We start from the raw sequence: 11,768 nt of genomic DNA, 5'->3' as shown, positions 1-11,768 counted from the left end.
GGTTCCTCCCCTGCGCCCTGATCATTCGTCATAGGTGACGACCACGCGGTCGCTGATCGGATAGGCCTGGCAGCTCAGCACATAGCCGGCGCGGACCTCGTAATCCTCCAGCGCGTGGTTCACGGCCATCTCGACCTCGCCCTCCACCACCTTGCAGCGGCAGGTCGAACAGACGCCCGCCTTGCAGGAATAGGGCGCGTCCATGCTGTTGGCCAAGGCCGCCTCCAGGATCGTCTCGCCCTCGCGCGGCATCTGGAAGCTGCGGGTGGCGCCGTCCAGCGTCACCGTGGCGGCAACGCCCTCGCCGGCCTTGACCGCCTCGCGCGAGACGGCGCGGGCCTTGGCCCGGCCCGGCTGGCTGGAGGCGAAAAGCTCGAACTTGATCTGTTCGTCGCGCAGCCCGTGTTCGCGCAGGCTTGCCGCCACGGTCAGCATCATCGGCTCGGGCCCGCAGATGAAGGCGGTATCCACGGCCTCGGCATCCAGCCAATGCTGGAACATCGCCGCCATCTTGCCCTCGTCGATGCGGCCGGTGAACAGGTCGATCTCCTGCCCTTCCTGCTCCAGCACATGGATCACCGAGAACCGGCCGAGATGCAGGTTCTTCAGATCCTCCAACTCCTCGCGGAACATGATGGTGTTGATCTGGCGGTTGGCATAGACCAGCGTGAACCGCGAGCGCGGCTCGCGCGCCAGCACGGTCTTGATGATCGACAGGACCGGCGTGATGCCCGAGCCGGCGGCAAAGCCCAGATACTGCTTTTCCGCCCCGGGATCGATCGGGGTAAAGAACTTGCCCATCGGCGGCATCGCCTCGATCTCGTCGCCGGGCGCCAAGTTCTCGTTCACCCAGGTGCTGAAGGCACCGCCATCGACGCGCTTGATGCCGACGCGCAGCGCGCCCTCGTCCTTGCCGGCGCAGATCGAATAGGAGCGGCGCAGTTCCTCGCCGTCGAAATCGCGGCGAAAGGTCAGGTATTGGCCCTGGGTAAAGTCGAACAGCGCGCGGTCCTCGTCGCGAGGGGCAAGGGTGACGACCACCGCGTCGCGCGTCTCGCGGCGCACGTCGGTGACCTTCAGCGGATGGAAGCGTGCCATGTGGGTATCCTTCCTGAAGCGGAGTGCCTTCTCAGAGGCATTTGAAATAGTCGAAGGGTTCCAGACAGTCCTTGCAGCGATAATTCGCCTTGCAGGGGGTCGAGCCGAACTGGCTGATCTTTTCGGTATTGGTCGAGCCGCAGCGCGGGCAGGCGATGGTCAGGTTCGCGCCGGTCATCCGGGCGATGCGTCCGGCCAGCACACCGTCCGCCGCCGTGCCGTCGATGGGCGGCGCGATGCCATAGGCACGCAGCTTTTCCCGCCCCGCCTCGGTGATCCAGTCGGTGGTCCAGGGCGGGGTCAGCTGGCGTTCCAGCCGCAGCTTTTCGATGCCGCGGCCGCGCAGCGCGGTCTCGATATCCAGGTTGATGATGCTGGTCGCGGGGCAGCCGGAATAGGTCGGCGTGACCCTGACGACCAGCGTGTCGCCCTGCCATTCGACGCCGCGGATGATGCCCAGGTCGGTCAGGCTGATCACCGGGATCTCCGGGTCGGGCACCTCCGAAAGCCAGCCCCAGACCTCCTCGACGCTGGGATGGGTCGCAGCGGCCATGGCGCTTTACCAGCTTGCGCCGGGATAGGCGCGTTGCAGGAACTGCATCTCGGCCAGGATATAGCCCAGGTGTTCGGTATGGATGCCCTGCTTACCGCCCTTGTGCGCAAAGTCGCTGTCGGGAATCTGCAAGGTCGCCTCGCCCAGCACATGGCGCAGCGTGGCGTCCCAGCCGGCGCGCAGGCTGGCCGGATCGGGGGCGATACCGCGCGCGGCAAGCTCGGCGTCCTTGTCGTCGCCGATGAACATCTCGCCGGCATAGGGCCAAAGCGCGTCCAGCGCCTCCTGCATCCGGCGATGGCTTTCCTCGGTCCCGTCGCCCAGCCGCACCACCAGGTCGGACGAGCGCTCCAGGTGATAGGCCACCTCCTTGCCCGCCTTGGCCGCAATCTCGGCCACGCGCGGGTCCGACGAAGCCGCCAGCCCCTTCAACAACTCGTAGTGCCAGGCGTCGAACAGGAACTGCCGCATCAGCGTATGGCCGAAATCGCCGTTCGGACGCTCGCAGATCAGCAGGTTGCGGAAATCCCAGGCGTCGCGCAGATAGGCCAGGTCGTCGGCCGAGCGGCCCTGCCCCTCGACCTCGCCGGCCAGGCCCAGCCAAAGCTGCGTCTGGCCGATCAGGTCCAGCGCCACGTTGGCCAGCGCGATGTCCTCTTCCAGCGCCGGCGAATGACCGCACCATTCGGACACGCGATGGCCAAGGACCAGCGCCGAGTCGCCGATGCGCAGCAGCATCTCGAAGAACGCCTCCTGCCCGGCATCGGGCTGGGCCAGTTCCGCCACCTGGGGCGTGGTCATGTCAGGCAGCGACGGCATCACATATGCCCCACTTCTTCGGGAATGTCGAAAAAGGTCGGGTGGCGATAGACCTTGGCGTTCGAAGGCTCGAAAAGCGGCCCCTTTTCCGAGGGGCTGGAGGCGGTGATCTGCGCCGAAGGCACGACCCAGATCGACACGCCTTCGTTGCGGCGGGTATAGACGTCGCGGGCGTTCATGATCGCCATTTCGGCGTCGGGCGCGTGCAGGCTGCCGACATGGCGGTGGTTCAGCCCGTGCTGGCCCCGGATGAAGACTTCCCAGAGCGGCCATTCCTTGGACATGGTTCTCTCCCTAAACTTGGTTGCGCCCCGAACCCCATTGACCGGCAGCGCTGTTCCTGGCGATTGCGGGCTTATTCGGCGGCTTGCGCGCGGCGGGCGGCGGCTTTCTCGGCATGCGCCATCAGCCCCTCGCGGAACCAGGCGCCGTCCTCCCAGGCCTTGACGCGAGCGCCCAGCCGGTCCTTGTTGCAAGGCCCGTTGCCGGCGATCACGTCGAAGAATTCCGACCAGTCCGGCTCGCTGAAATCGTAGCCGCCCTTTTCCTCGTTCCACTTCAGGTCCGGGTCGGGGACGGTCAGGCCCAGATACTCCGCCTGCGGCACGGTCTGGTCGACGAATTTCTGCCGCAACTCGTCATTGGTGTTGATCTTGATCTTCCAGGCCATGGACTGCGCCGAATGCACCGAGTCCTTGTCCGAAGGACCAAACATCATCAGCGCCGGATACCAGAAGCGGTTCAGCGCGTCCTGCGCCATCCGCTTCTGCGCGGGCGTGCCCTCCGCAAGCTTCATCATCACCGCATAGCCCTGGCGCTGGTGGAAGCTTTCTTCCTTGCAGATGCGGATCATGGCGCGGGAATAGGGACCGTAGGAGGTGCGTTGCAGCGGCACCTGGTTCATGATCGCCGCGCCGTCGACCAGCCAGCCCACCGCGCCCATGTCGGCCCAAGTCAGCGTCGGATAGTTGAAGATCGAGGAATATTTCATCTTGCCGGCATGCAGCAGCTCCATCAGCTCGTCGCGCGACACGCCCAGCGTCTCGGCCGCCGAATAGAGATACAGCCCATGCCCGGCCTCGTCCTGCACCTTGGCCAGCAGGATCGCCTTGCGCTCCAGCGTGGGCGCGCGGGTGATCCAGTTGCCCTCGGGCAGCTGGCCGACGATCTCGCTATGCGCGTGCTGGCCGATCTGGCGGACCAGCGTCTTGCGATAACCTTCGGGCATCCACTCCTTGGGCTCGATCTTCTCGCCGCGGTCGATGCGCTCCTGGAAGGCAATCTCCTGGGGGGTCATCTCCTCGCGGGCCTTCATCCCTTCGGACTTCACAAGCTGGGCATACATGGCAAACTTCTCCCTGGGTCAAACGCGTTCGATGATGAGGGCGATGCCCTGTCCCACGCCGATGCACATGGTGCAAAGCGCATAGCGCCCTCCGGTGCGATGCAACTGATACATCGCCGTCGTCACAAGCCGGGCCCCCGACATGCCAAGCGGATGGCCGATCGCGATGGCGCCGCCGTTCGGGTTCACATGGGCGGCATCGTCGGGCAGGCCAAGATCGCGCAGGGTCGCCAGCGCCTGGCTGGCGAAGGCCTCGTTCAATTCTATCACATCCATCTGCCCGATGGTCAGCCCCGCGCGCGCCAAGACCTTTTTCGCCGCCGGCGCCGGGCCGATGCCCATGATGCGCGGCTCGACCCCCGCCGCCGCCATGGCGACGATGCGCGCCTTCGGCACCAGGCCGTGCCGCTCCGCCGCCGCACCCGACAGGATCGCCAAGGCGGCAGCGCCGTCGTTCACGCCCGAGGCATTGCCGGCCGTCACCGTCAGGTCGGGACCGTTCACGCCCCTGAGCTTGGCCAGCGTCTCGGCCGTGGTGCCGGGGCGGGGATGCTCGTCGGTATCGACCACGACGGGCTCGCCCTTCTTCTGCGGCACGATGACCGGCACGATCTCGTCGGCAAAGACGCCCGCCTTCTGCGCCGCTTCCCAGCGGGCCTGGCTGCGGGCAGCGAAAGCGTCCTGGTCGGCGCGGCTGATGCTGAAATCGGCGGCCACGTTGTCGGCGGTCTGGGGCATCGAATCGATGCCGAACCGCGCCTTCATCGCCGGATTGACGAAGCGCCAGCCGATGGTGGTGTCATAGACCGCATTGGCGCGGGAAAAGGCGGTTTCCGCCTTGGGCATCACGAAGGGGGCGCGGGTCATGCTTTCGACGCCGCCGGCGATGACGAAATCGCAATCGCCCGCCTTGATGGCGCGGGCCGCCATGCCGACCGCATCCATGCCCGAGCCGCAAAGCCGGTTCACCGTCGTCCCCGGCACGCCCACCGGCATCCCGGCCAGCAGCACCGCCATGCGCCCGACATTGCGATTGTCCTCGCCCGCCTGGTTGGCGCAGCCATAGATCAGGTCGTCCACCGCCGACCAATCCACGCCCGGATTGCGCTCCATCAGCGCTTTCAGCGGCACCGCGGCCAGGTCGTCCGCCCGGACCGAGGCCAGCGCCCCGCCATAGCGACCGATCGGCGTGCGCACCGCATCACAGATGAAGGCGTCCTGCATGCTCTCTCCCCTTGTTTGGCAACGGCAGGTGATTCTCCAATTCACCGACCGATTGGTCAATTTATACCGCCCCAAACATCACAAAGAAAGAAAAATCTTGGGCCTCTGTGTAATGTTTGAGGATGCGCAAAATAAACCATTTAATTCAATCTGTTGCCTGGCACAGATCGGCCAGCCTCGCCTCGCTTTCGGCGGTTTTCTCGGGCAGGAAGCCGCCGCTGCCCTCGAAATGCGTCCCGATCCAGCGCTCCGCCGCCGGCGAAAGCTGGCGATAGAGGCGGCGGAACAGCGCCCGCGCTTCATGCCCCTGCCAGTCCGGCGGCAGGGCGGGCTGCGGCAGGCGCGGATCGCGCAGCAGGACGCCGCGATAATCATGCACCAAGAGCAGCCGGGCGATCAGCGCCATCTCGTCCGACAGCGCCGCCCCTGCCTCGGCCAGCGGCGCAAAGCGCACCAGCATGTCGAGATAACGCTGATGCAGCGCCGAGAGATCCCAGAACTGCCCGATCCGGCCCAGTTCGGGCGGGTCCGAGGCAAGGAAAGGCAGCGCGCCCTCGGGCACCGGCTGGCCGCGGTCGGGACGGATGAAGACCGCCCCGCCCATATGGCCCATGCGCTGGTGGCGGGCCTCGTCCTCGGTGAGGTCGGGGGCGTGCAGGATCTGCCAGCCGCGCGCCGGAACCTCGGGTTTGTAAAGCAACCGCGCCGCCTGGTCGAACTCCCGCTGGGCCGAGGCGTCCAGCCGGTAATAGCTGCGCCGCCCCAGCCGCTCGCCCCGCAGCCGGTGGGCGGCGACAAGGCGCGAGACGGCGGTGCGCACCAGCGATTCGCTGATGCCGACCCGCTCGCAGACCTCGATCAGCGTGCCGGTCCACAACACGCCGCCGCGCGGCACGACCACATCGCCATAGACGGTGACGATGAACGCGGCCGAACGCAGCGCCATCCCCTCCAATATCCCGTCGATCAGCCCGCGCTTGGCCATCTCGCCCTGCCGCATCCGTCCTCGCCATTCGCAACCGCCGCCATTGAAGCCGGGAAAGCGGTCATGCGCAATGCGGCTTGCCCCGGCCGCAACCATCCGGCTGCGGATGCCGGCCATCCCCCTACCGCGGAACGGCAAGGGTTTCGCGCGACACCGCCACCGCTTCGACCTCGTCGCGGGTCAGCGCCTGCGGGCGGCAATCGAAACCCTCGTAAAGCGCCAACTGGTCCTCGTAATGCGGCGAAGCCTCGCCCGAGGGGCTGATGAAGCCGCTCTGGCCCGGCGGCGTCACCGCGCAGAACTCGGCCTTGCCTTCGCGAAAGGTGATCCGGTTGTTCTCGGTGCCGCGGTTCATCGAGGTGCCGATGGCGCGAACCTCGTCCTCGCCGGCCTGAGGGATGCCCAGGTAGTTGCTGGTCTCGAACACATGCTGCTTGATCTCGATGCGCCAGTCGGCGGGCTCCTGGCTGCAGAACCTGTCGGCCAGCCGCGCGGCCGCCTTGTCCAGCGAGGCAAGGATGATCTCCTTGCGGCCCGCCTCGTCGGCGCCGTTGAAGAAATCATGGGTCTGCGGCACGCCGGCCCGCTCGCCCAGCAGCGCGTTGTGCAGCATCTGCGCGGTGCGTGAGATGCGGTTGTAAAGGATCGCCGGCGGGATCGCCGGATTATCGTCGCGCAGCACGTCCTCGACCATCACGTCCAGCCAGGCCTGGAACAGCCCCACGGCCGAGGTGGTCGCGCGGCCGTCCTCGGCCCGGATCTGCTGCCCGTCCCAATGGCGCAGGATCTCGACCAGTTCGGCGCGCTGGCTTTGCGGGTCGATGCCCTCGGCCGCATCAAGGATGAAGGGCAGGAAATAGCGCGCGTTGATGTCGAGAAAGCTGATCTCGCGATTGATGTCCCAGATCTCGTCGGGCGTCAGCTTTTCCCTGGCGTCGAGCCGCGCCATGATCTCGACCACCCGGTCGGCGCTGCCCCAGGGCGTGGCCTCGAAATTCGCGGCATCGCCCCTGGCCGAGCGGTTGTTCCAGTTCGCGATCCAGCCCTGGCTGGGGTTATAGCCCTTGGGCGCATCGGCAAAGGGCCGCACGCCCTGCCAGTCGTCCTTGCCCGGCCGGGCCGGAAGCCGCTGGTCGTGGCCTTCGGCGCGGACGGGGACATGGCCGGGCGAGACATAGCCGATATTGCCGTCCCGGTCGGCGTAATACCAGTTGATCGTGGTCGCGACCTTTTCCGCCTGGTCCAGCCATTCTTCGTAATTCTGCGCCTTGGTCGAGTCCACCCAGGCCATGAGCGTCGAGATCTCCTGTCCCTTCCAGGCGCGGTTGAAGGCATAGGCGGTCGCCGTCCCTGGATCGATCTGGCCGACCACGCCGTATTCGCTTTCCCAGACCGTGGTCTCGACCTCGGGCTGGCCCTTGACGCGGAAGGTCTCGCGGCGGGCCGTCATCTCCTTCCAGCCGTCGTGGGCGCGGTATTGCCGCGGATTCTCGGGGTTCAACTCCAGCCGGTAATAGTCGTTCACGTCGCGCGGCCCGGCCGTGGCGCCCCAGGCGATGGTGCCGTTGGTGCCGAAAAGGACGTTGGGCACGGCAAAGGGCGTGTTGCCGGTCAGGTCGAACCCGGCGCCATGCAGGCCGATGCTGAAGACATAGGACGGGTTGAAATTGCCGAATTGCGGGCCGTTGATCAGGATGGTGCTGCCATCGGTGGTCTTTTGCGGCCCGGCGATCCACAGATTACTGGCGCGCGGGCGGTCGTCGTCGCCGGGCAGCCCGCCCGCGTGCAGCAATTCGGCAAAGCGGCCGGGCTCGGACGGGGCCAGCCCGGCCTTGCGCTGGTATTGCCCGCCCTCGGGCACAGTGGTCGGGGCCAGCGGATCCTCGTTCCAGAACATCTGGTCGAAAAGCACGCGCGCCTTTTCAGGGCCGAATTGCGCCTCGAGCTCGGCCAGCGTCTTGGCATTGCCCAGTTCGGCGCTATAGCCCGAAAAGCGGCCGGCCATGGTCCCGACATAGATCATCGCCACGTCGAACTCGGTCCAGCGCCGGGGCTTGAAGCCGAAATCGTTGAACTGCCTGGGCATCAGCTTGGCCGGATCGGCCAGAACCCGGTCCACCCACAGGTTGAAGCCCGCCGCATAGCCGCGCAGGATGTCGCGCTCTTCCGGGGCCAGCGCCTCGATCTGGCTGCGGATATCGGCATGGTCGAACATGGCCCGGGTCTGGATGTCGAAGGGCAGCCGCTCGATGCCCAGCACCTCGGCCACCTCGCCCAGGACCGAGCGCCGCGCCATCTCCATCTGGAACAGCCGGTCCTGCGCCACGCTGTAGCCAAAGCCCGCGTAAAGGCCGTGCACGTCGTCGGCATAGACATGCGGCACGCCCCAGTTGTCGCGCACGATCTCGACCTGGGTATCGGCCAACGCCGGACAGGCAACAAGGACGGAAAGGCCGGCCGACAGCAACAGGCGGCCAAGCAAGGACCTGGACATGTGATTCTCCTCCGGGTGTAGGCGCCTCCTCCGGCGCGTTGCCATGGTTATAGTTAACCGTTCGGTCGGTCAATTAATGAAAGCCGATCGCTCAAAATCACGCATCCCGATCCCGGCGCTCACGCGATTGTCAGCGCAGACCGGCGCCGGCTGGCGGATCATGGTGGGGCGGCCATCCACCGCGCGGCAGTCCCGACCAACATCCGAAAAGAGGTCCGACATGCATATCCACGCCCGCACCTTTCCATCCCTCGTCCTCGCCGTTGCCCTGGCGCTTGGCGGCACGCCCATGCTTGCGCATCACGGCTGGTCATGGGCCGAGGGCGAGCAGACGACGCTGGAGGGAACCATCGAAAGCGTCTCGATGAACCCGCCCCATCCCACGATCCAGGTCCGCGACGCCCAGGGCACGGTCTGGCAGGTCGATCTGGGCAATCCCAACCAGACGGCGCGCTCGGGCTTTGCCGCCGACACGGCGCAGCCGGGCGATGCGATCACGGTAATCGGCAATCGCAACCTGGACCAAAGCGCGCATATGAAGGCCGTCCGCATCGTGATCGACGGGCAGAATTACGACATGTATCCCGAGCGCATCCAGGACTGAGCGATGCAGGACTTCGCGGCCTGGGCCGAGGGCACCGCCCTGGCGGCGGCGCTGCGGCGGTCGTGGCACCTCTACATGGTGCTGAACGCCACGCATATCCTGGGAATCGCGCTGCTGCTGGGGGCGATCATTCCGCTGGACCTGCGCCTTGTCGGGATCGTCCGCGGCGGCGCGCTGCATGTCCTGGCGCCGTTCCTGTCGCGTGCGGCGGGCGTCGGGCTTGGCATCGCCCTTGCGACCGGCCCGGTCCTGTGGTCGGTCGGGGCCCGCGACTATCTCGCGAATGCCGCCTTTCGCTGGAAGTTGGCCCTGATCATCCTTGGCCTCGTGATCGTCGCCCTGCAACATGCCGGCAAGGGCTGGCACCGGGCGGTCGAGACCGGAACCCCCGGCCCCGGCGCGCGCATTCTTGCGGCGCTTTCGCTGGCGATCTGGCTGTCCGTGCTGCTGGCGGGGCGCTGGATCGGCTTTCTGTGACGCCTTGGGCCGCAGGCTGACAGGCGACCTTGCCCGCAAAACAAGTTGATCCGCGAGCTTCGGGGAACGATTGCCGCCCGAACACGGCCATTCATGTTCCACTTTATGGAAAAAATACCCTGCAGATGATTGCGGGATATGGCCGAAACGACGGCATGTGGCAATTTCTTCTTGCACTATTTCGCGAATCGTCCAGAAATTTCCCGAAATGCGGCAGCCACCACATCCACATTGTGGATCGATGGCGAGGGAAGGGGAGAGCCCGCCGCCATGGGAGGGATGAGATGCAATTGACCGACACCCAGCCCGAGGGCGAGCTGGCCCTTGGCGGTATCGAGGCGCTGGCCGAGCCCAAGCGCGCCGAGCGATGGATGCGTCCGGTCGAAATCCTGGCCGCCGGCCTTCTGGTGGTGATGATCGTCACCGTGCTGGCCAATGTGTTCTTCCGCTATGTGTTGGCCAAGCCGCTGATCTGGGGCGACGAAGTGGCCTCGATCAGCTTCATCTGGATGGCGATGCTGGGCGCGGCGCTGGCGGTGGACCGGCACGAGCATATGCGCCTGACCGTGTTCCTGCCGCTGCTGCCCGAGCGGCTGGCGCGGGTGGCCGAGGTGGCGGGCCAGGTGCTGGTCTGCGTCCTGCTGCTGCGGCTTTTGCCGGTCGCGGTGGAATACGCCTATGAGGAAAGCTTCGTCAGGTCGCCCGCGCTGGGGCTGCCGATGTCGTACCGCGCCTCGGCTCTGCCCGCCGGGATCGGGCTGATGTCGGTGCTGGCGGTGCTTTCGGTCCTGCGCTCGCGCGAATGGCGCATCATCGCCGCGACGCTGGCGGTGACGGCCGCGGCGGTGGCGCTGTTGTGGTTCGCGCGGCCGGCGCTCTTGTCCATCGGCAACTGGAACCTGCCGATCTGGCTGGGCCTGCTGGTGGCGGTGCTTCTGTGCATCGGCGTCCCCATCGCCTTCTGCTTTGCGCTGGGGACGCTGGCCTATCTGACCTTCGCCAGCCATGCGCCGATCTTCGTGATGATGGGCCGCATCGACGAGGGCATGTCCTCGCTGATCCTGCTGTCGGTGCCGGTCTTCGTGCTTCTGGGCTGCATCCTCGACGCCACCGGCATGGGCAAGGCCATCGTCAATTTCCTCGCCTCGCTTCTGGGCCATGTAAAGGCGGGGATGAGCTATGTGCTCCTGGGCTCGATGTTCCTGGTTTCGGGGATTTCCGGCTCCAAGGTCTCGGACATGGCGACGGTGGCCCCGGCGCTGTTCCCCGAGATGCGCAGGCGCGGCCATTCCGCGCCCGAGATGACGGCGCTGCTGGCCACCGGCGCGGCGATGGCTGATACGGTGCCGCCCTCGATCGTGCTGATCGTGCTGGGCTCGGTCGCGGGCGTATCCATTGCCGGGCTGTTCACCTCGGGCTTCGTCATCGCCATGGTGCTGCTGGTCGTGCTGGCGGTGCTGGCGCGCTGGAAGGCGCGGGGCGAGGACATGTCGGGCGTCAGCCGCGCCACCTTGCCGCTGATCGGCAGGATGGCGGTGATCGCCGCGCCGGCGCTGGTGCTGCCCTTCATGATCCGCAGCCTGGTCGGCGGCGGCGTGGCGACCGCGACCGAGGTCTCGACCATCGCCGTGGTCTATGCCTTCGCGATCGGCGTCGTGCTTTACGGCGGCATCCCGATCCGCAGACTGGGCACCATGCTGGTCGAAACCGCCGCCATGTCGGGCGCGATCCTGCTGATCCTGGGCGCCGCATCCGCGATGGCCTGGGCGCTGACGCAATCGGGCTTCGCCCGCGACCTGATGGCCGTCGTCACCGGTCTGCCGGGCGGCTGGGTGGTGTTCATGCTGGCCTCCATCCTGATCTTCCTGATCCTGGGCTGCGTGCTCGAGGGGCTGCCGGCCATCGTCCTGCTGGCGCCGATCATGTTCCCCATCGCGCGCGGCCTGGGCATCCACGACATCCATTATGCCATGGTCATCGTCACGGCGATGAACATCGGGGTGATGGCGCCGCCCATCGGCATCGGCTTCTACATCGCCTGCAAGATCGCCAATGTGCCCGCCGACCAGGTGATGCGCCGGATCTGGCCCTATCTGGCGGCGCTGGTGATCGGCCTGCTGGTCATCGCCGCCGTGCCCTGGTTCTCGACCGCCTTGCTTTGATTTCAAC

The 11,768-nt window shown here is 66.5% G+C and carries 11 protein-coding genes; 3 read left to right on the top strand and 8 right to left on the bottom strand.

Translation table 11 applies throughout. The annotated features are described in order from the left end of the window. Positions 1-21: 21 nt before the first annotated feature. From paaE to BLT64_RS00465, 8 genes are all read right to left on the bottom strand, one after another. Positions 22-1,098 (bottom strand): 1,2-phenylacetyl-CoA epoxidase subunit PaaE, encoded by a 1,077-nt coding sequence (gene paaE, locus BLT64_RS00500; RefSeq protein WP_011751026.1) that lies wholly within the window; start codon positions 1,096-1,098, stop codon positions 22-24. A gap of 31 nt (positions 1,099-1,129) precedes the next feature. Continuing rightward, entirely contained in the window at positions 1,130-1,651 is a 522-nt protein-coding gene (gene paaD / locus BLT64_RS00495; protein ID WP_011751027.1) for a 1,2-phenylacetyl-CoA epoxidase subunit PaaD, read from the bottom strand. A gap of 6 nt (positions 1,652-1,657) precedes the next feature. Next, positions 1,658-2,470 carry a 1,2-phenylacetyl-CoA epoxidase subunit PaaC gene (paaC, locus tag BLT64_RS00490; RefSeq protein ID WP_011751028.1) on the bottom strand — a complete coding sequence of 271 codons (813 nt, stop codon included), beginning with the start codon at positions 2,468-2,470 and terminating at the stop codon, positions 1,658-1,660. Beyond that, positions 2,470-2,754, bottom strand: a complete 285-nt coding sequence (gene paaB / locus BLT64_RS00485) for a 1,2-phenylacetyl-CoA epoxidase subunit PaaB (protein ID WP_011751029.1) — start codon at positions 2,752-2,754, stop codon at positions 2,470-2,472. The genes paaC and paaB overlap by 1 nt, the downstream gene beginning before the upstream one ends. A gap of 71 nt (positions 2,755-2,825) precedes the next feature. Further along, a complete protein-coding gene (gene paaA, locus BLT64_RS00480; RefSeq protein WP_011751030.1) occupies positions 2,826-3,815 on the bottom strand; it encodes a 1,2-phenylacetyl-CoA epoxidase subunit PaaA in 990 nt (329 codons plus the stop codon). A gap of 18 nt (positions 3,816-3,833) precedes the next feature. Then, positions 3,834-5,039, bottom strand: a complete 1,206-nt coding sequence (pcaF, locus tag BLT64_RS00475; RefSeq protein ID WP_011751031.1) for a 3-oxoadipyl-CoA thiolase — start codon at positions 5,037-5,039, stop codon at positions 3,834-3,836. Between the two features lie 145 nt (positions 5,040-5,184). Continuing rightward, entirely contained in the window at positions 5,185-6,141 is a 957-nt protein-coding gene (locus BLT64_RS00470) for a PaaX family transcriptional regulator C-terminal domain-containing protein (RefSeq protein WP_232290656.1), read from the bottom strand. A gap of 4 nt (positions 6,142-6,145) precedes the next feature. Then, positions 6,146-8,518 carry a penicillin G acylase gene (locus BLT64_RS00465; RefSeq protein ID WP_011751033.1) on the bottom strand — a complete coding sequence of 791 codons (2,373 nt, stop codon included), beginning with the start codon at positions 8,516-8,518 and terminating at the stop codon, positions 6,146-6,148. 220 nt (positions 8,519-8,738) lie between these two features. Between BLT64_RS00465 and BLT64_RS00460 the strand changes: the two genes are divergently transcribed. The 3 genes from BLT64_RS00460 to BLT64_RS00450 all read left to right on the top strand — a co-directional run bounded on the left by BLT64_RS00460 (position 8,739) and on the right by BLT64_RS00450 (position 11,761). Next, positions 8,739-9,122 carry a DUF6152 family protein gene (locus tag BLT64_RS00460; RefSeq protein WP_011751034.1) on the top strand — a complete coding sequence of 128 codons (384 nt, stop codon included), beginning with the start codon at positions 8,739-8,741 and terminating at the stop codon, positions 9,120-9,122. Positions 9,123-9,125: 3 nt separating this feature from the next. Then, positions 9,126-9,599, top strand: a complete 474-nt coding sequence (locus BLT64_RS00455) for a DUF6644 family protein (RefSeq protein ID WP_011751035.1) — start codon at positions 9,126-9,128, stop codon at positions 9,597-9,599. A 284-nt stretch (positions 9,600-9,883) separates the two neighbouring features. After that, on the top strand, positions 9,884-11,761 hold the full coding sequence (locus tag BLT64_RS00450) for a TRAP transporter large permease (RefSeq protein ID WP_011751036.1): 1,878 nt from the start codon (positions 9,884-9,886) through the stop codon (positions 11,759-11,761). Positions 11,762-11,768 lie beyond the last annotated feature (7 nt).

The organism is Paracoccus denitrificans (genome assembly GCF_900100045.1).
GTDB lineage: Bacteria > Pseudomonadota > Alphaproteobacteria > Rhodobacterales > Rhodobacteraceae > Paracoccus > Paracoccus denitrificans.
This window is presented reverse-complemented; position numbering and strand designations above follow the sequence as displayed.

Bases quoted from the DNA above. Each gene is read 5' to 3' on its own strand.
- BLT64_RS00455 (WP_011751035.1), top strand. From the start codon at position 9,126: ATGCAGGACTTCGCGGCCTGGGCCGAGGGCACCGCCCTGGCGGCGGCG.
- paaB (WP_011751029.1), bottom strand. From the start codon at position 2,754: ATGTCCAAGGAATGGCCGCTCTGGGAAGTCTTCATCCGGGGCCAGCAC.
- paaE (WP_011751026.1), bottom strand. From the start codon at position 1,098: ATGGCACGCTTCCATCCGCTGAAGGTCACCGACGTGCGCCGCGAGACG.
- paaC (WP_011751028.1), bottom strand. From the start codon at position 2,470: ATGCCGTCGCTGCCTGACATGACCACGCCCCAGGTGGCGGAACTGGCC.
- paaA (WP_011751030.1), bottom strand. From the start codon at position 3,815: ATGTATGCCCAGCTTGTGAAGTCCGAAGGGATGAAGGCCCGCGAGGAG.
- pcaF (WP_011751031.1), bottom strand. From the start codon at position 5,039: ATGCAGGACGCCTTCATCTGTGATGCGGTGCGCACGCCGATCGGTCGC.
- BLT64_RS00460 (WP_011751034.1), top strand. From the start codon at position 8,739: ATGCATATCCACGCCCGCACCTTTCCATCCCTCGTCCTCGCCGTTGCC.
- BLT64_RS00465 (WP_011751033.1), bottom strand. From the start codon at position 8,518: ATGTCCAGGTCCTTGCTTGGCCGCCTGTTGCTGTCGGCCGGCCTTTCC.
- paaD (WP_011751027.1), bottom strand. From the start codon at position 1,651: ATGGCCGCTGCGACCCATCCCAGCGTCGAGGAGGTCTGGGGCTGGCTT.
- BLT64_RS00470 (WP_232290656.1), bottom strand. From the start codon at position 6,141: ATGGCCGGCATCCGCAGCCGGATGGTTGCGGCCGGGGCAAGCCGCATT.
- BLT64_RS00450 (WP_011751036.1), top strand. From the start codon at position 9,884: ATGCAATTGACCGACACCCAGCCCGAGGGCGAGCTGGCCCTTGGCGGT.